Below are 18,405 nucleotides of genomic sequence, written 5' to 3' on the forward strand. Positions count from 1 at the left end.
GCGGTGCGCGATCAGCCGGGGTACTGGCCGCGCTTGACCTGCGGCTTGGGCAGCCGCATGAAACGCATCTGCAGCGAGCGCATGGCGGCGTACCAGCCCAGGCCGCGCTCCCGGCGCTCGATACCGAACTTCGCGGCCACCTTGCGCTTGACGCGGATGCTCAGCAGCACCATGTCGGCGATGGCCAGCAGCATGTACGCCCACAGCCCGACCATGGCCCACACCTGAATGCCCACGACCGGCGCGAGGTTGAGCAGGATGACCAGCAGCATCGCCGCCATCAGCCACTCGGAGATGTGCCAGCCGGCGTCGACGTAGTCCCGCACCCAGCGCCGCTGCGGGCCCTTGTCACGGGCGGGAAGGTATTTCTCCTCGCCGCGCTCCATGCCCAGCCGTGCGCGTTCGCGACGCGCCTGCAGCTCGGCCTTGGCCGCCGCGCGCGCCTCCTTGGTGTTCGCGACGAGCGGTCGACGATTCGCCGCCTCGCGCTCGGCACGGGTCGGCGTCGGCCTGCCCTTGCCCACGGCGGGCGTCTGGGGGGCGTCGTCGGCTTCAGGAGTGGACTTGGGCACGTTCGACCTCAGTTCGGAATCGGGATCGCCTTAAGATTACTCGCATGACCTCGTCTTCAGCGCCCGACCCGTCGGCATCCGAGTCCCCTGACCTGTCGGCGTCCGAGTCCGCCGTCCTCGAAGCGGTCGCCCTCGGCATCCCCGGAGCACTGTCCGATCTCGGCGCACTCGTGCGCATCCCCGGGATCGCGTGGCCCGCCTTCGACCAGGCCCAGCTCGAGCGCAGCGCGGATGCCGTGGCGGAGCTGGCCCGCGGCACGGGCGTGTTCGACGAGGTCCGGGTGCTGCGTGCGCACGTCGACGACACCGACGAGCTCGGCCAGCCCGCCGTGCTGGCCACGCGTGCGGCGCGGGGAGGGAAGCCCACGATCCTGTTGTACGCGCACCACGATGTGCAGCCTCCCGGCGATGACGAACTGTGGGAGACCCCGCCCTTCGAGCCGACCGTGCGCGACGGTCGGCTGTACGGGCGCGGCGCGGCGGACGACAAGGCGGGCGTCATGGCGCACATCGCCGCGCTGCGCGCCGTCCGGGAGGTGCTCGGCGACGACCTGGAGCTCGGGGTGGCGCTGTTCGTCGAGGGGGAGGAGGAGTACGGTTCCCGCTCCTTCGCCAGATTCCTCAGAGACAACGCCGAGGCGCTGCGCGCCGACGCCATCGTCGTCGCCGACTCCGGCAACCTCGACTCGGAGACCCCCGGCCTGACCGTCTCGCTGCGCGGCAACGCACGGTTCACGCTGCGCATCCGGACTCTCCAGCACGCCTCGCACTCCGGCATGTTCGGCGGGGCGGTGCCCGATGCGATGATGGCCGCCGTGACGCTCCTGGCGACCCTGTGGGACGCCGACGGGGCGGTGGCCGTGGAGGGGCTGTCGATGCGCGAGGGGGAGACACCCGCGTACAGCGAGGCCACGCTGCGCGATGAGACGGGGCTGCTTCCCGGCGTCTCGCCGGTCGGCCGCGGCGACATCCTGGGCCGGATCTGGAACCGGCCGTCCATCACGATCACCGGTATCGATGCGACCGGTGTCGCGCAGGCATCGAACACCCTGCTGCCCGAGGTCAGCGTGGTCATCAGCGCGCGGGTGGCACCGGGGCAGAGCGCGCAGGATGCCTACGACGCGATCGAACGCCACCTGCGGGACAACACGCCGTTCGGTGCCGAGCTGACCTTCACGGATGTGGACCTCGGCGACGGATTCCTCGTGGACACCGCGGGCTGGGCCGTGGGGCTCACCCGGGGTGCGATGGCCGACGGCTACGGGACGGCACCCGTCGACCTGGGCGTGGGCGGCTCCATCCCGTTCATCGCGGACCTCGTGCGGGAGTTCCCCGCTGCGCAGATCCTCGTGACCGGTGTGGAGGACCCGCACTCCCGGGCGCACAGCCCCGACGAGTCCCTGCACCTGGACACGTTCCGCAGCGCGGTGCGCACGGAGGCGCTGCTGCTGACCAGGCTGAACGCGCGCACCGCGGCGTCCTGAGCAGGGTGCGCGGGCCGTGCGTGGGAACGACCGATCCGGCCGTTCGCATCCGCCGGCATGCGCACAGGAGCGCCCCTCCGTCGGCGTGTCGGCGGTAAGATCGGGGTGAGCAGCCGGCCCCGGCTGCACGCCTGCAAGGAGTGACATGAGCGACACCGCACTGACCGAACAGACCACCGCCCACGGCGTATCGCTGACCGATGCCGCAGCCGAGAAGGTCAAGAGCCTCCTCGAGCAGGAAGGCCGCGATGATCTGCGCCTGCGCGTCGCCGTCCAGCCCGGTGGGTGCTCGGGGCTGATCTACCAGCTCTACTTCGACGAGCGCTTCCTGGAGGGCGACGAGACCGTCGACTTCAACGGCGTCGAGGTCATCGTCGACAACATGAGCGTGCCGTACCTGGAGGGCGCGTCCATCGACTTCAAGGACACGATCTCGGAGCAGGGCTTCACGATCGACAACCCCAACGCCGCGGGCAGTTGCGCCTGCGGTGACAGCTTCCACTGACTGTCGTCATCCTGCGTGATTGGCATGAATCGGGTGTGAGGTTGCCCTAGACTTAGGGATGCCCTTATCCAAGATCTGAAAGGTGCATCGTGCCCTCGAAACGCCGCCTTCGTTGGGTTGCGCTCCCACTGGGAGTCGCGACAGCCGTGGCCCTCGCAGGATGTTCTACAGCTGAACTCCACGGATTCCTGCCCGGTTTCGAGGACGGCGCAGCTTCAGCCACGAACCAGACGGATCGCGTCGCCGGGCTCTGGGTCACCTCCTGGGTGATCCTGCTGATCGTCGGTCTGGTCACCTGGGGTCTGATGGGCTGGGCGATCATCATGTACCGCCGTCGGGTCGGCCAGACCGGTCTTCCCGTCCAGCTGCGCTACAACATGCCGATCGAGATCCTCTACACGGTGATCCCGCTGATCATGATCATGGGCATGTTCTTCTTCAGCGCTCGCGATCAGGCCGACATCGAAACGCAGTGGGACGACCCCGACGTCGAGATCACGGCGATCGCCAAGCAGTGGTCGTGGGACTTCCAGTACGACGGCACGGAGGAGGACGGCTCCGACGCGGTCTGGACGATGGGCGTCCAGGCCGACCCGGATGCCAACGGAGACATCGACCGCACCAAGCTGCCGACACTGGTCCTCCCCGTCGACCAGAAGGTCACCATCGACCTGCAGTCGCGGGACGTGGCGCACTCCTTCTGGATCATCGACTTCCTCTACAAGAAGGACATGTACATCGGGAAGGACAACAGCTGGTCGTTCATCCCGCAGCGCATCGGCGAGTACGACGGAAAATGCGCCGAGCTCTGCGGCGAGTACCACTCGATGATGCTGTTCAACGTCAAGGTCGTCTCGCAGTCCGATTACGACGCCTACATCCAGTCCCTCCGCGAGGAAGGCAACACGGGCGACATCACCGACGCCTACGACCGACTCGGCAATCTTCCGGGCACCGGCGCGAGTGCGGGCGAAGAGGAAGGGAAGTAAGTCATGACAACGACAGCTGAACCCGATACGCGGCAGGGCACCCGCCCCACGACCATTCCTCCTCGCCAGGCGGCGCTGCTCACCTCCACGCGGGTGGAGCAGAAGGGCAACATCGTCGTCAAGTGGATCACCTCCACGGACCACAAGACGATCGGGTACATGTACCTGATCTCGTCCGTGCTGTTCTTCCTGCTCGGCGGCGTGATGGCCCTCGTCATCCGTGCGGAGCTGTTCGCCCCCGGCATGCAGATCGTGCCGACGAAGGAGCAGTACAACCAGCTGTTCACGATGCACGGCACGATCATGCTGCTGATGTTCGCGACGCCGCTGTTCGCCGGATTCGCCAATGCGATCCTGCCGCTGCAGATCGGTGCTCCGGATGTCGCCTTCCCGCGACTGAACGCGTTCGCCTTCTGGCTGTTCCTGTTCGGGTCGACCATCGCCCTCGCCGGCTTCCTCACCCCGCAGGGCGCGGCATCCTTCGGCTGGTTCGCCTATCAGCCGCTCGCCAATGCGACGTTCTCACCCGGTGCCGGCGGGAACCTCTGGATGCTCGGGCTCGGCATGTCCGGTTTCGGGACCATCCTCGGTGCGGTGAACTTCATCACGACGATCATCGTGATGCGCGCACCCGGCATGACGATGTGGCGCATGCCGATCTTCTCGTGGAACACGCTGATCACGAGCCTGCTGATCCTCATGGTGTTCCCCGTGCTGGCCGCCGCGATCCTGGCCGCGGCCGCGGACCGCGTGCTCGGCGCGCACGTCTACGACCCGGCCAACGGCGGCGTGCTGCTGTGGCAGCACCTGTTCTGGTTCTTCGGGCACCCCGAGGTGTACATCATCGCCCTGCCGTTCTTCGGCATCGTCTCGGAGATCTTCCCGGTCTTCAGCCGCAAGCCGATCTTCGGATACAAGACCCTGGTATACGCCACGATCTCCATCGCCTCGCTGTCCGTGGCCGTGTGGGCGCACCACATGTACTCGACCGGCGGGGTGCTGCTGCCCTTCTTCTCGCTGATGACCATGCTCATCGCCGTTCCGACGGGCGTGAAGATCTTCAACTGGATCGGCACGATGTGGCGGGGGTCGATCACGTTCGAGACACCCATGGTGTTCTCGCTGGGCTTCCTGACCTCGTTCGTGTTCGGGGGCCTCACCGGTGTCATCCTGGCGTCCCCACCGCTGGACTTCCACGTCACCGACTCGTACTTCGTCGTCGCGCACTTCCACTACGTCGTGTTCGGCACGGTCGTGTTCGCCATGTTCGCGGGTTTCTACTTCTGGTGGCCGAAGTGGACGGGACGGATGCTCAACGAGCGTCTGGGCTACATCCACTTCTGGATGCTGTTCATCGGCTTCCACATGACCTTCCTCGTGCAGCACTGGCTGGGTGTGGACGGCATGCCGCGCCGGTACGCCGACTACTCCGCGTACGACAACTGGGAGTGGGGCAACCAGGTCTCCACGATCGGTGCCGTGCTGCTGGGGGCGTCCATGCTGCCGTTCTTCCTGAACGTGTGGATCACCGCGCGCAAGGCGCCGAAGGTGACCGTCGACGACCCGTGGGGCTACGGCGCGTCGCTGGAGTGGGCGACCTCCTGCCCGCCGCCGCGGCACAACTTCACGTCCATCCCCCGGATCCGCAGCGAGCGCCCCGCGTTCGATCTCAACCACCCCGAGGCGGCGGAGCAGGCCGTTCCGGCCGGCACCGCAGCAGGAGAGGCCAAGTAAGCCATGCGCAGCAGCATCGTCGTCTGGTGGGTCACCGCCGCCTTCTTCTTCGTGATGTCCGTCGTCTACACGGTCTGGAATCTGCTGGATTCGTTCCACGGTTATGTCGAATGGGTCGGGACCATCGCCCTGCTGTTCGTCGCCTTCATGGCCACGATGATCGCGGTCTACCTCCGCAGGACCTATCGTGCGCAGGGGGGAGAATTGCCGGCGGACATTCTCACAGCGGACATCGACGACGGAGATCCTGAGCAGGGCGAGTTCAGCCCCTGGTCCTGGTGGCCCATCGTTCTGGCAGGCGCCGCCGGAGTCTTCATCGTCGGGCTGGCCGTGGGCCACTTCCTGCTTCCGGTCGGGCTGGCGCTCTTCGTCGTCGCGATCGTCGGCTGGGTGTATGAGTACTACCGAGGACACTTCGCGCGCTGAGCGGGCTGTGTGATACGAGAGGGGCCTCCCGGAGTCAATCCGGGAGGCCCCTCTCGTGCACTTCGTCGGCAGGCTCAGCCCACCGGCGGGCGCGGAGGCCTCAGGGACGCGTACGGATGCGGGGGACACCGGTGAGCGGGTCGATGGGGCGACGGTGCACGCCGTCGTGGTCCTCGAGGGGGTAGCCCTCGCGCACCCAGTACTCGAACCCGCCGATGAGCTCCCGGACGGGGTAGCCGAGCTTGGCGAACTCCAGGGCACCCTTGGCACCGGCGTTGCATCCGGGGCTCCAGCAGTACACGACGACTTCGGACCCTGCAGGGATCTCCTTCGGAGCGCGCGTGGCGATCTCGCTGTAGTGCATGTGCACGGCCCCCGGAATGCGTCCCTGGGCCCACGCCTCGTCCGTGCGGACATCGACGACGGTGACCGGCTCTCCGGCCTTCTGAGCGGTGTACAAGTCGCTGCCGTCGGTCTCGTAGGCGAGTTTGGCGGCGAAGAACTCCTGACGATCGATCATGACCTTCAGGCTACTCCCGGCCGCACGGGGTGGTCGCAGAGCGGACACGACATGACAGGCCCTGATCGCGGGAGGCGCAGACGGTGAGGCGCGTCGGCAGGCGACTCCGCGCTCGGTCGCCGCGGACCGCGCCCGGCATCCGGAACGACCTCCGTCCGCACCGGATGCGCTGAGGGCCCTCCGTCCGCAGCCGGATGCGCTGAGGGCCCCGTCCTCTGCGGACGGAGCCCTCAGCGATGGGGAGCGGCGGTGACTACTCGCCGTCCTCCGACTTCTTCTTGCGCGGCTTGCGGGGCGGTTCGGTCGCGATCACCGAACTCGGCGTGTTGGGCGTCTCGCCGACCGTCTCGTCCGCGGGCTCGATCTCCGCGTCCGATGCGACACCTGCCCGTGCGTGCGCATCGGCGATCTCCGCCGACTCGAGGGCCTCGTCGTCGGCCAGCGCGTGCTGCTGATGCGCATCGGCCTCCTCGATCTGCGCCTGAGTGAGCGGCTGCAGACGGTCCTCGAAGAACCAGCGGGACAGCGACGAGCGCAGGTTCTCGTGCCAGGGGATGCGGCCCTTCGCGTTCGGACGCACCACAAGGGGCTGGTAGGTCTCGTAGTCGATCAGCTTCCAACGGTCGTACACGTCGACCGGCTGGTGGACCTCGATGAACTCTCCACCGGGGAGGCGGACGATGCGACCCGACTCGTAGCCGTGCAGCACGATCTCGCGGTCCTTCTTCTGCAGGGCGATGCAGATGCGCTTCGTGATGAAGTACCCCAGCACCGGTCCGATGATCAGCAACGCCTGGAGTGTGTGGATCACGCCCTCCATGGTCAGCATGAAGTGCGTGGCCATGAGGTCGGACGAGGCGGCCGCCCACAGCACGGCGTAGAAGATCATGCCGGCGACACCGATCGCGGTGCGGGTCGCGGCGTTGCGCGGACGGTCGGCGATGTGGTGCTCGCGCTTGTCGCCGGTGACCCACGCCTCGATGAAGGGGTACAGCGCCACGATGACGAGGAACAGGCCTAGCACCACGACGGGGATCAGGATGCCGAGGGACAGCGTGAAGTCACCAAGCGGGACATCCAGGTGCGGCGGTGCGAGGCGCAGCGCACCGTCTGCGAAGCCGATGTACCAGTCCGGCTGCGTGCCCGCCGAGACGGGAGAGGGGTCGTACGGTCCATAGTTCCACACCGGGTTGATCTGGAAGAAGGTCGCGATGAGGACGATCGTGCCGAACACGATGAACAGGAAGCCGCCCATCTTCGACATGTACACCGGCATCATCGGGTAGCCCACGACGTTGTCGTTGGTGCGGCCGGGGCCGGCGAACTGGGTGTGCTTGTTGATGACCATCAGCATGAGGTGCAGCACGACGAAGGCGATCACCAGCAGCGGCAGCAGCAGGATGTGCAGCGTGTACAGCCTGCCGACGATGTCCGATCCGGGGAACTCCCCGCCGAACAGCAGGAACGACGTCCAGGTGCCGATCAGCGGGATGCCCTTGACCATTCCGTCGATGATGCGCAGGCCGTTGCCGGAGAGCAGGTCGTCGGGGAGCGAGTATCCGGTGAAGCCCTCGGCCATGGCGAGGATGAACAGCACGAAGCCGATCACCCAGTTCAGCTCGCGCGGCTTGCGGAAGGCGCCCGTGAAGAACACGCGGAGCATGTGGATGCCGATGCCGGCGACGAACACCAGGGCGGCCCAGTGGTGGATCTGGCGCACCAGGAGGCCACCGCGCAGATCGAACGAGATGTTCAGCGTCGACTCGAGGGCTGCCGACATCTCGATGCCCCGCATGGGCTGGTACGCACCCGTGTAGTGCGTGGGAACCATGGAGGCCTGGAAGAAGAAGGTCAGGAAGGTCCCCGACAGGAACACGACGACGAAGCTCCACAGTGCGATCTCCCCGAGCATGAAGGACCAGTGGTCCGGGAAGATCTTCCGGCCGAGCTCCTTGACGAAGCCGGACAGACTGGTGCGCTCATCGAGGTAGTTCGCCGTGCCGGCCAGGAACCGGCCGCCCAGCGGCTTGTCCTTGGCGGGCGCGGGCTTGGTGTCCTCGTGAAGAGTTGCGGTGCTCAATGACGCTCCCAGAAGCTCGGGCCGACGGGTTCGGTGAAGTCGCTCTGCGCGATGAGGTAGCCCTCATCGTCGACGGCGATGGGCAACTGCGGCAGCGGCCTCGCGGCCGGGCCGAAGATGACCTTGGCGTGATCGGTGACGTCGAACTGCGACTGATGGCAGGGGCACAGCAGATGGTGCGTCTGCTGCTCGTACAGTGCCACAGGGCATCCGACGTGGGTGCACACCTTGGAGTACGCGACGATGCCGTTGTAGGACCACGACTTGCGCTCCTCGGTCTCGATCAGCTGCTCGGGGCGCAGACGCATGAGCAGCACAATGGCCTTGGCCTTCTCCTCGAGCAGGCCTCCCTCGTGACCGAGCTCGTTGAGGCCCTCCGGGATGACGTGCACCGCGGAGCCCAGTGTGACGTCCGCAGCGCGAATGGGCGTGCCGGCGGGGTCGTGCACGAGGCGCGTGCCGGCCTTCCACATGGTGTGGTGCAGGAGCTCGACCGGGTCGCCGGCCGTGGGGTCCTCGGGCGTCGAGAACGGCGCGAGGCCGCGAAACAGCGTGATCCCGGGCACGACGGAGGCGACGACGGCGGCGATCAGCGAGTTGCGGATCATGGCGCGCCGACCGAACCCGGACTCGTCGTTCGCATCGGAGAACGCCTGCACGGCGGCTTCGCGCGTCGCATCTCGGCCGCGGGTGGGGTGGCGGTGCTCGATGAACTCCTTGTCGTTCATGAGCGACTTCGACCAGTGGATGGCGCCGATGCCGATGCTCAGCAGCGCGAGGGCGATCCCCAGGCCGATGAACAGGTTGTTGTGCCGCACATCGATGAGCGCCCCGGACTCGATGGGGAACAGCATGTACGCGGCGACAGCCCAGATGCTGCCGGCCAGGGACAGGTAGAAGAGCGTGTAGACGGTGCGCGCGGCCGTCTTCTCCGACTTCGGATCCCGATCCGTCATCCGCTCACGGTGTGGTGGCAGTCCCGGGTTCACAGCGGGATCGCTGACTGCGACGCCCAGCCCCGGGGAGGGCTGGTAGGCCCGCTCCAGAGCCCGCGTCTCGTCGTCGTTTGCCATGGTGCTCCTCGTACGTGATTCGATGAAAGTTCGGGTCAGTTGGACTTCGCCGTGATCCACACGGTGAGGGCGACGAGTGCGCCGATGCCGAAGATCCAGATGAACAGGCCCTCGGAGACGGGGCCCAGCGAGCCGAGCGTGAAGCCGCCGACCTGGACCTCGTTCTGCTGGAAGGTCAGTGCGGCGATGAGGTCGCGCTTGTCCTCCGGGCTCAGGTTCATGTCGCCGAACACCGGCATGTTCTGCGGACCGGTGACCATGGCCGCGTAGATGTGCAACGCGCTCGTCGAGGTCAGCGCCGGGGCGTACTTGCCCTCTGTGAGCGCACCGCCGGCGGCCGCCACGTTGTGGCACATCGCACAGTTGATGCGGAAGAGCTCAGCGCCCTTGGAGATGCTGACCTCGTCGGCGCTGTTCTCCGGATTGACCTCGCCCGCCGTCACCCAGTCCTCGGGATAGCTGGGGCCGGGGGCGACGGACTGCACGTACGCCGCGATGGCGCGGTTCTGCGCATCGGTGAACTGTGCGGGCTTCTGCGGCGCCTGCGGCCCCTGCATCGCCATCGGCATGCGGCCCGTGGCCAGCTGGAACTCGACGGACAGCTCTCCGACGCCGATGAGGCTCGGGCCCTCGGAGGTGCCCTGCAGATCCACTCCGTGACAGGTGGCGCAGTTCGCCGTGAACAGCTTCTGGCCGTCGGCCGCAGTCAGTTCGGCGGCCGCACTGGTCTGCGTGTCCGCGGTCGAGGCCATGGCGGCGGACGCGCCCGCGTACACACCACCGGTCAGCAGCAGGCCGGCGCCGATCAGTGCGACGGCGGCGAAGGGACTGCGGCGGCCGCGCGAACGGCGCTTCTTCTCTCGTGCCATGTGGGGAAAACGCTCCGCTCTCATTTAAGGAAGTAGATGACGATGAACAGCGCGACCCAGACGACGTCGACGAAGTGCCAGTAGTACGACACGACGATCGACGAGGTCGCCTCCTTGTGCCGGAAGCTCTTCACCGCGTAGGCGCGGCCGATCACGAGGACGAAGGCGATGAGGCCGCCGGTCACGTGCAGCGCGTGGAAACCGGTCGTGAGGTAGAAGGCCGACGCGTAGGAGTCCGCGCTGATCGGCATCCCCTCGGCGACGAGCGTCGCGTACTCCCAGACCTGGCCGCTGACGAAGATCGCGCCGAGGAAGAAGGTGAGCCAGAACCACTCGACCATGCCCCAGCCGAACAGTCGACGACGCCCGGCGGCGTTGACCCTGCCGCGGGCGACGTGGTATGGCTGAAGGTCCTCCGCCGCGAAGACGCCCATCTGACACGTGAACGAGGACGCCACGAGGATGAGCGTGTTCACCAGCGCGTACGGGACGTTCAGCGTTTCGGTGCGGGAGGCCCACAACTCCGGTGAAGTGCTGCGGAGGGTGAAGTAGATCGCGAAGAGTCCCGCGAAGAACATCACTTCACTGCCGAGCCACACGATGGTGCCGACAGCGACCGGATTGGGGCGCTTGATGGTTCTTGCCGCCGGGGCATGCGTCGCTGAGGTGGTCACACGTCCATTATGGCTGATTCCGACCGCCGATTCTTGCACCGAGACGGTCGACGTCGACATTCAGTGCCTTCGGACGGGCTCTGAAGCGGCTGGGAATATGCCGAGACGGCTGTGGATCTGCTGATCACGGGCGAAGATCGTGACCGTCATCTCCGCACGATGCGTAGCGCCGCGCGGTTAGGATCACTCACATGGATGATTCCCTCTCCTGGACCGACCTGCTGACCACGCTCCTCGAGAGGCGCGACCTGAGCGTCAGGGAGTCGACGTGGGCGATGCGGCAGGTGATGCGGGGCGAGGTGACGCAGGCGCAGCTCGCGGGCTTCCTCGTGGCGCTCCGCGCGAAGGGGGAGACGATCGATGAGGTCGTCGGCTTCCGTGATGCGATCCTCGAGGCCGCCGTGCCGCTGCCGGTCTCGTCGGACGTGCTGGACATCGTCGGCACCGGAGGGGACAGAGTCGGCACCGTGAACGTCTCGACCACGGCCGCCGTCATCATCGGCGCCGCCGGCATCCCGGTGGTCAAGCACGGCAACCGTGCGGCGAGCTCGTCATCCGGGTCCTCCGACGTGCTCGCGGCGCTGGGGCTGAACATCTCGCTCGACCCGGCCCTGGTGGCATCCGTCCTGGAGCGCACCGGCATCACCTTCGCGTGGGCGGCGGCGTTCCACCCCGGATTCAAGCACGCCGGGGCGGTGCGCTCGGAACTCGCCGTGCCCACGGTGTTCAACATGCTCGGCCCGCTGTGCAACCCCGCACGAGCCGAGGCCAACGCCGTCGGCGTCGCCAAGCCCGAGCTCGTCCCGCTGATCACCGGGGTGTTCCGCACCCGCGGCGCCACCGCGCTGGTCTTCCGCGGCGACGACGGCCTGGACGAGCTGACCACGACCGGTCACAGCCGCATCTGGGAGGTCGCCCGCGGAGACATCCACGAGCACGACCTCGACCCGCGCGACCTCGATATCCCGCTGGCGGAGCTGTCCGATCTGATCGGCGGGTCGCCGGAGCACAACGCCAGAATCCTGCGCCGCACCCTCGAGGGCGAGAAGGGGGCCGTGCGCGACATCGTCCTGCTCAACGCCGCCGCGGGCATCGTCGCCTATGAGCTCTCGCACGACGCCTCGCTGACTCAGCGTCCCATCGTCGAGCGGCTGCGAGACGCATACGGCCGCGCCGCGGAGGCCATCGACGACGGCCGCGCCGCGGAGAAGCTGAACACCTGGATCCGCGTCACGCGGGAACTCGCCTCCGCCTGACCCCGGTGCAGGCGGAGGGCTCGGCCCGGTGGGCTCAGTCCCGCGCGCTCAGCGCCGCGATCGCTCTCGCCATCGACCCGTCGACACCGTGCTTCTCAGCCCACTCCCGTGCGGCATCCGTTCGCAGCAGTCCCGACGCCGGGGGATTGTCCGGCGCGGAGAGGTCCAGATCCGTGACCACCCGCACGACCCTCGGGGCGACATCGAGATAGTCGGATGCCGCGGCGAACCGAGCGGATGCCACGGCCGTGAGCCTGCCGTCGGCTGCAGCGGCGCGCACACCGGCGAGGTCGCCATGCGCCTGCAGGAGTGCGGCGGCGGACTTCTCGCCGATGCCCTTGACGCCCGGCAGTCCGTCGGAGGCGTCGCCGCGCAGCGTGGCGAAGTCCGCGTACTGGGCGGCGTGGACGCCGTACCTGGACACCACGACCGCATCCGTCACGATCTCCAGGTTGCTCATGCCCCGCGCCGTGTAGACGACTCGCACGTCGCGGGCGTCGTCGATGAGCTGGAACAGGTCGCGGTCGCCCGTGACGATGTCCACGGGCCCGGTCGCACGGGTCGCGAGAGTGCCGATCACATCGTCCGCCTCGTGCTCGGCGGCGCCGATGACGGGGATGCCGAGTACGCCGAGCGCCTCGCGGATCCGCGGGATCTGCTGCTGCAGCGGGTCGGGGACCTCCTCGACATCCGGGGACTGCGATCGGGCCTCGACCACGCGATGCGCCTTGTAGCTCGGAATGAGGTCGACGCGCCATCGGGGGCGCCAGTCGTCGTCCCAGCACGCGACCACCTTCGTCGGGCGGTACAGGGTCGCGAGCTTCGCGATGATGTCCAGCAGGCCCCGCACGGCGTTGACCGGCGAGCCGTCGGGGGACCTCACCTTGTCCGGCACCCCGTGGAAGGCCCGAAAATACAGGCTGGCGGTGTCGAGCAGCATGAGTCGTCCGGTCACGATCCCAGCCTAGAGAGCGGAGCCGAATCCGTCACACAAGGCGTGGTCGCATCTGGTAATCTGGAGTGTCACTCGTGGCGAGCACCTGCATGCCCTCGTGACGCAGCACTCCTATCCATTCGCCTCGGAGTTCCTCGGCTCGCCGAGTCCGCGGCCTGACCATCCATTCACAAGGACAACCCACTACATGACTAGCGCAACGACCGCCCCGGCCACCAAGCAGGTCGCGATCAACGACATCGGATCTGCCGAGGACTTCCTGGCCGCGGTCGAGAAGACCCTGAAGTTCTTCAACGACGGCGACATCATCGAGGGGACGATCGTCAAGATCGACCGCGATGAGGTTCTGCTCGACGTCGGCTACAAGACCGAGGGCGTCATCCCCTCGCGTGAGCTCTCCATCAAGCATGACGTCGACCCGAACGAGGTCGTCGCCGTCGGCGACCAGGTCGAGGCACTCGTCCTGCAGAAAGAGGACAAGGAAGGCCGCCTGATCCTCTCCAAGAAGCGCGCGCAGTACGAGCGCGCCTGGGGAGACGTCGAGAAGATCAAGGAGGAGGACGGCGTCGTCACCGGCACCGTCATCGAGGTCGTCAAGGGCGGTCTCATCGTCGACATCGGCCTGCGCGGCTTCCTTCCCGCGTCCCTCATCGAGCTGCGTCGCGTCCGCGACCTCACCCCGTACCTCGGTCAGGAGCTTGAGGCGAAGATCCTCGAGCTCGACAAGAACCGCAACAATGTGGTCCTCAGCCGTCGCGCCCTGCTCGAGCAGACGCAGTCCGAGTCGCGCACGACGTTCCTCAACAACCTGCACAAGGGCCAGGTGCGCAAGGGGATCGTCTCCTCGATCGTCAACTTCGGCGCGTTCGTCGACCTGGGCGGTGTGGATGGCCTCGTGCACGTCTCCGAGCTGTCCTGGAAGCACATCGAGCACGCCAGCGAGGTCGTCGAGGTGGGCCAGGAGGTGACGGTCGAGATCCTCGAGGTGGATCTGGACCGTGAGCGCGTCTCCCTGTCGCTGAAGGCGACGCAGGAGGATCCGTGGCAGATCTTCGCCCGCACTCACGCGATCGGCCAGATCGCGCCGGGCAAGGTCACCAAGCTCGTTCCCTTCGGCGCGTTCGTGCGCGTGGCGGACGGCATCGAGGGCCTCGTGCACATCTCGGAGCTGTCCAGCAAGCACGTCGAGCTGGCGGAGCAGGTCGTCTCCGTGGGCGAGGAGGTCTTCGTCAAGGTCATCGACATCGACCTGGAGCGCCGTCGCATCTCGCTGTCGCTCAAGCAGGCCAACGACGCGGTCGACCCCAACGGGACCGACTTCGACCCGGCTCTGTACGGCATGCTCGCCGAGTACGACGAGAACGGCGAGTACAAGTATCCCGAGGGCTTCGACGCCGAGACGGGGGCCTGGAAGGAGGGCTTCGACGCCCAGCGCGAGGCCTGGGAACAGGAGTACGCCGCTGCGCAGGCGCGCTGGGAGGCGCACAAGGCTCAGGTCGCCAAGGCCGCCGAGGCCGAGGCTGCCGCGGGCAACGACTTCGGTGGAGGCCAGTCGTTCTCCAGCGACTCGCTCGGTGCCGGCACGCTGGCCGACGACGAGGCCCTCGCCGCGCTGCGGGAGAAGCTCTCGGGCGGCAACGCGTAGTCGTCGTCAGCCCGGAACGGGCCGTCGCGCCGCCACCGTGCGGACGCGGCGGCCCGTTCCGCGTTCTCGGACGCGGATCCTCGCGTGACAGGATGGGAGGATGCCGCTCATCGCTCTCACCGGGGGGATCGCCTCGGGCAAGTCGACCATCGCCGCCCGGCTGGCGCAGCACGGGGCGGTGATCGTCGATGCGGATCGGATCGTGCGCGATGTGCAGTCACCCGGATCGCCGGTGCTGGTGCGCATCGCCGAGGAGTTCGGCTCGGACGTCATCGATGAGCAGGGCGCGCTGGACCGCGCGATGCTGAGCGCCCGCGTCTTCTCCGACGCGGCGCGGCTGGCGGCCCTCAACGCGATCGTGCATCCCGCCGTGCGCGCGGAGTCGCAGCGCCGCTTCGCCGAGGCCTTCGAGGCGGATCCGGAGGCCGTCGTGGTCTATGACGTTCCGCTTCTCGTGGAAGCCCGCGTCGACGATCCCTGGGATCTCATCGTCGTGGCCGACGCGCCCGCCGAGGTGCGGGAACGGCGCCTCATCGAACTGCGCGGCATGAGCGGCGCCCAGGCGCGCGAGCGCATCGCCGCGCAGGTGTCGGATGCCCGGCGCAGGGCCATCGCGGACGTCATCATCGACACGTCCGGATCGCTGGAGGCCACGCGTGCGCAGGCCGACGGACTGTGGGAGCGGCTCCGGGCACGGTGACCTTCGGCCCCGCGTGCCGGGAGCACGCGTGCGCGGATCGCGCGTCGAAACCCGCGTGCAGGGCCGATCCGTCATCGGCTCGTCCTTCGCCGGTGCTCCCGACCGGCTTCTCAGGAGGCCGCCGGGCTCGCCCACGTCTCAGGAGGCTGCCGGGCTCGCCCCCGGTGCGGTGCCCCGTCGAGCCCGCCTCCTCCGCACGGTCGTCGCCGCGGCGACGACCAGCCCGATCAGCAGGACGACGGCCAGGACGGGCACGACGATGGCGGCGACCGCGAGCAGGAAGGATGCCGCGTCCTCGGCGGCGCTCAGCGCGGGGGCCGCCAGTCCGCCCGTGACGGAGTTCGCAGCCAGGCGTCCGACCGCCTTGACGACGTGCACGGCGAGCGCGATGCCGATGCCCACCGCGATCAGCACCCACGCGGAGTCGGAGAAGAACGCGGAAGGGTCCTCGACGGCGACGGTGCGCGCGCTCGCGCCGGCCCCGAAGGCGATGCCGCCGGAAGCCGGTCGCAGCAGGCTCTGGACGATGTCGTTGAGGGAGTCCAGAGCGGGGATCTTGTCGGCGACGATCTCCAGCACGAGGAGGACGCCGATGATCCACAGCGCCGCATCGCCGGACAGCCACGACCATCCGGCGGGCAGCTGGACGGCCGGGATGAGGCGATCGGCGAGTCCGAGCAGGAGCAGCGGCATCCAGGCGTTGAGCCCTGCGGACGCGGCCAGGCTCGAGCCGATCACGAATTCGATCACGGCACCACTGTAGACGGGGCGTCTTCGGCCGACGAGCGGAGTGCGCGGATGGGCCCGGCCTCGATGTCGGAGGACGCTCGTAGAGTTGAGGGATGCAGACCACGCGCAGCGTCCGACCGTTCGAGGTCGTCAGCGAGTACATGCCCGCCGGCGACCAGCCGCAGGCGATCGCCGAGCTCGCGGCACGCATCAACGCCGGCGAGACGGATGTCGTGCTGCTGGGTGCCACGGGGACGGGCAAGTCGGCGACCACGGCCTGGCTCATCGAGCAGGTGCAGCGGCCGACCCTCGTGATGGCGCACAACAAGACGCTGGCCGCCCAGCTGGCCAACGAGTTCCGCGAGCTGCTGCCGCACAATGCGGTCGAGTACTTCGTCTCGTACTACGACTACTACCAGCCCGAGGCGTACGTGCCGCAGACCGACACCTTCATCGAGAAGGACTCCTCGATCAACGCGGAGGTGGAGCGGCTGCGCCACTCCACGACCAACTCGCTGCTGAGTCGGCGCGACGTGGTGGTGGTGAGCACCGTCTCGTGCATCTACGGCCTGGGCGCGCCGGAGGAGTACCTGCGGGCGATGGTCGCCCTGCAGGTGGGGGAGCGCTACGACCGGGACGCGCTGATCAGGCAGTTCATCGCCATGCAGTACAACCGCAACGACGTGGACTTCTCCCGCGGCAATTTCCGTGTGCGCGGGGACACCATCGAGATCATCCCCGTGTACGAGGAGCACGCGATCCGCATCGAGCTGTTCGGCGATGAGATCGAGGCGCTGTACTCGCTGCATCCGCTCACCGGCGAGGTGATCGAGAAGCTGGACGCCGTACCGATCTTCCCCGCCTCGCACTACGTGGCCGGAACGGACGTCGTCCAGCGCGCGATCGGCACCATCGAGGCCGAGCTCGCCGAACGGCTGGCCGAGCTGGAGCGCCAGGGCAAGCTGCTGGAGGCGCAGCGGCTTCGGATGCGCACCACCTTCGACCTGGAGATGCTGCAGCAGCTGGGCTTCTGCTCGGGGATCGAGAACTACTCCCGGCATCTGGACGGGCGCGAGCCGGGAGAGCCGCCGCACACCCTGCTGGACTTCTTCCCCGACGACTTCCTGCTCGTCATCGACGAATCGCATGTGACCGTTCCTCAGATCGGCGCCATGTACGAGGGGGACGCCTCGCGCAAGCGCACGCTCGTCGAGCACGGCTTCCGACTGCCCAGCGCGCTGGACAACCGTCCGCTGCGCTTCGACGAATTCAAGGACCGCGTCGGCCAGACCGTGTACCTCTCCGCGACCCCCGGCACCTACGAGATGGGGATCGCGGACGGCGTCGTCGAGCAGATCATCCGACCGACGGGGCTGGTCGACCCCGAGATCATCGTCAAGCCCTCGAAGGGGCAGATCGACGATCTGCTGGAGGAGATCCGCATCCGGGCCGACCGCGACGAACGTGTGCTGGTGACCACGTTGACCAAGAAGATGGCCGAGGAGCTCACGGACTTCCTCGGTGAGCACGGCGTGCGCGTGCGCTACCTGCACTCCGACGTCGACACGCTGCGCCGTGTCGAGCTGCTCACCGAGCTGAGGGCGGGCGTGTACGACGTGCTGGTCGGCATCAACCTGCTGCGCGAGGGGCTCGACCTGCCGGAGGTCTCCCTGGTGGCGATCCTCGACGCCGACAAAGAGGGGTTCCTGCGTTCCGGCACGTCGCTCATCCAGACCATCGGTCGTGCGGCCCGCAACGTCTCCGGCGAGGTCCACATGTACGCGGACAGCATGACCGACTCGATGGCCAGGGCCATCGAGGAGACCGAGCGCCGTCGCGAGAAGCAGATCGCGTACAACACCGAGCACGGCATCGATCCACAGCCGCTGCGCAAGCGCATCGCCGACATCACCGAGGTTCTGGCGCGCGAGGCCGCCGACACCGCGGACATGCGCGCCGGCCGCGGCAGAGCGGGCAAGTCCGGCAAGGGCAGGACCCCGACGCCCGGCCTGCGCCGCAACGGCATCGCCGCGGAGGGAGCGGCCCAGCTGGAGGAGACCATCGGCGACCTGTCCGACCAGATGCTGGCCGCCGCCGCCGAACTGAAGTTCGAGCTCGCGGCGAGACTCCGGGACGAGGTGCAGGATCTGAAGAAGGAGCTGCGCGCCATGGAGCGGGCCGGGCACGCCTGAGC

At 67.8% G+C, this 18,405-nt stretch carries 17 protein-coding genes; 9 read left to right on the forward strand and 8 right to left on the reverse strand.

The window, feature by feature from the left end; all coding sequences use genetic code 11:
- Window positions 1-11: 11 nt before the first annotated feature.
- Window positions 12-572, reverse strand: coding sequence for a DUF3043 domain-containing protein (locus ABD770_RS11795; protein WP_344819757.1), 561 nt, complete (start codon window positions 570-572; stop codon window positions 12-14).
- 44 nt (window positions 573-616) lie between these two features.
- On the opposite strand from ABD770_RS11795, the gene ABD770_RS11800 reads away from it, so the two are divergent.
- The 5 genes from ABD770_RS11800 (at window position 617) to ABD770_RS11820 (ending at window position 5,710) form a co-directional block, all read left to right on the forward strand.
- Complete coding sequence (locus ABD770_RS11800; RefSeq protein WP_344819758.1) at window positions 617-2,056, forward strand: dipeptidase; 1,440 nt, start codon at window positions 617-619, stop codon at window positions 2,054-2,056.
- 145 nt (window positions 2,057-2,201) lie between these two features.
- A complete protein-coding gene (gene erpA / locus ABD770_RS11805; protein ID WP_344819759.1) occupies window positions 2,202-2,561 on the forward strand; it encodes an iron-sulfur cluster insertion protein ErpA in 360 nt (119 codons plus the stop codon).
- A gap of 89 nt (window positions 2,562-2,650) precedes the next feature.
- The gene (gene ctaC / locus ABD770_RS11810) at window positions 2,651-3,550 is read left to right on the forward strand and encodes an aa3-type cytochrome oxidase subunit II (RefSeq protein WP_344819760.1); all 900 of its coding nucleotides are present in this window, start codon (window positions 2,651-2,653) and stop codon (window positions 3,548-3,550) included.
- 3 nt (window positions 3,551-3,553) lie between these two features.
- Window positions 3,554-5,284 carry an aa3-type cytochrome oxidase subunit I gene (gene ctaD / locus ABD770_RS11815; RefSeq protein ID WP_344819761.1) on the forward strand — a complete coding sequence of 577 codons (1,731 nt, stop codon included), beginning with the start codon at window positions 3,554-3,556 and terminating at the stop codon, window positions 5,282-5,284.
- A 3-nt stretch (window positions 5,285-5,287) separates the two neighbouring features.
- Window positions 5,288-5,710 carry a cytochrome c oxidase subunit 4 gene (locus ABD770_RS11820; protein WP_344819762.1) on the forward strand — a complete coding sequence of 141 codons (423 nt, stop codon included), beginning with the start codon at window positions 5,288-5,290 and terminating at the stop codon, window positions 5,708-5,710.
- Window positions 5,711-5,810: 100 nt separating this feature from the next.
- Here the strand turns inward: ABD770_RS11820 and ABD770_RS11825 are convergent, their stop codons facing one another.
- The 5 genes from ABD770_RS11825 to ctaE all read right to left on the reverse strand — a co-directional run bounded on the left by ABD770_RS11825 (window position 5,811) and on the right by ctaE (window position 10,926).
- On the reverse strand, window positions 5,811-6,230 hold the full coding sequence (locus tag ABD770_RS11825; protein WP_344819763.1) for a rhodanese-like domain-containing protein: 420 nt from the start codon (window positions 6,228-6,230) through the stop codon (window positions 5,811-5,813).
- A 253-nt stretch (window positions 6,231-6,483) separates the two neighbouring features.
- Entirely contained in the window at window positions 6,484-8,310 is a 1,827-nt protein-coding gene (gene qcrB / locus ABD770_RS11830; RefSeq protein WP_344819764.1) for a cytochrome bc1 complex cytochrome b subunit, read from the reverse strand.
- Window positions 8,307-9,383, reverse strand: a complete 1,077-nt coding sequence (qcrA, locus tag ABD770_RS11835; protein ID WP_344819765.1) for a cytochrome bc1 complex Rieske iron-sulfur subunit — start codon at window positions 9,381-9,383, stop codon at window positions 8,307-8,309. The genes qcrB and qcrA overlap by 4 nt, the downstream gene beginning before the upstream one ends.
- Window positions 9,384-9,418: 35 nt before the next feature.
- A complete protein-coding gene (qcrC, locus tag ABD770_RS11840; RefSeq protein ID WP_344819766.1) occupies window positions 9,419-10,252 on the reverse strand; it encodes a cytochrome bc1 complex diheme cytochrome c subunit in 834 nt (277 codons plus the stop codon).
- A gap of 20 nt (window positions 10,253-10,272) precedes the next feature.
- Window positions 10,273-10,926, reverse strand: a complete 654-nt coding sequence (ctaE, locus tag ABD770_RS11845) for an aa3-type cytochrome oxidase subunit III (protein WP_486348210.1) — start codon at window positions 10,924-10,926, stop codon at window positions 10,273-10,275.
- Window positions 10,927-11,117: 191 nt separating this feature from the next.
- Between ctaE and trpD the strand changes: the two genes are divergently transcribed.
- The gene (gene trpD / locus ABD770_RS11850; RefSeq protein WP_344819767.1) at window positions 11,118-12,182 is read left to right on the forward strand and encodes an anthranilate phosphoribosyltransferase; all 1,065 of its coding nucleotides are present in this window, start codon (window positions 11,118-11,120) and stop codon (window positions 12,180-12,182) included.
- Window positions 12,183-12,216: 34 nt separating this feature from the next.
- Here the strand turns inward: trpD and ABD770_RS11855 are convergent, their stop codons facing one another.
- Window positions 12,217-13,137 carry a 5'-3' exonuclease gene (locus ABD770_RS11855; protein ID WP_344819768.1) on the reverse strand — a complete coding sequence of 307 codons (921 nt, stop codon included), beginning with the start codon at window positions 13,135-13,137 and terminating at the stop codon, window positions 12,217-12,219.
- A gap of 187 nt (window positions 13,138-13,324) precedes the next feature.
- Here ABD770_RS11855 and rpsA point away from each other — a divergent pair, with 187 nt between their 5' ends.
- On the forward strand, window positions 13,325-14,782 hold the full coding sequence (rpsA, locus tag ABD770_RS11860) for a 30S ribosomal protein S1 (RefSeq protein WP_344819769.1): 1,458 nt from the start codon (window positions 13,325-13,327) through the stop codon (window positions 14,780-14,782).
- 100 nt (window positions 14,783-14,882) lie between these two features.
- Window positions 14,883-15,482: a dephospho-CoA kinase gene (coaE, locus tag ABD770_RS11865; RefSeq protein ID WP_344819770.1), complete on the forward strand. Its 600-nt coding sequence runs from the start codon at window positions 14,883-14,885 to the stop codon at window positions 15,480-15,482.
- A 138-nt stretch (window positions 15,483-15,620) separates the two neighbouring features.
- Here coaE and ABD770_RS11870 read toward each other — a convergent pair whose 3' ends face one another.
- Window positions 15,621-16,232, reverse strand: a complete 612-nt coding sequence (locus tag ABD770_RS11870) for a DUF4126 domain-containing protein (RefSeq protein WP_344819771.1) — start codon at window positions 16,230-16,232, stop codon at window positions 15,621-15,623.
- A 92-nt stretch (window positions 16,233-16,324) separates the two neighbouring features.
- Between ABD770_RS11870 and uvrB the strand changes: the two genes are divergently transcribed.
- On the forward strand, window positions 16,325-18,403 hold the full coding sequence (gene uvrB, locus ABD770_RS11875) for an excinuclease ABC subunit UvrB (RefSeq protein ID WP_344819772.1): 2,079 nt from the start codon (window positions 16,325-16,327) through the stop codon (window positions 18,401-18,403).
- The last annotated feature ends 2 nt before the right edge of the window (window positions 18,404-18,405 follow it).

This window comes from Microbacterium soli (assembly GCF_039539005.1).
GTDB classification, from domain to species: Bacteria; Actinomycetota; Actinomycetes; order Actinomycetales; family Microbacteriaceae; genus Microbacterium; species Microbacterium soli.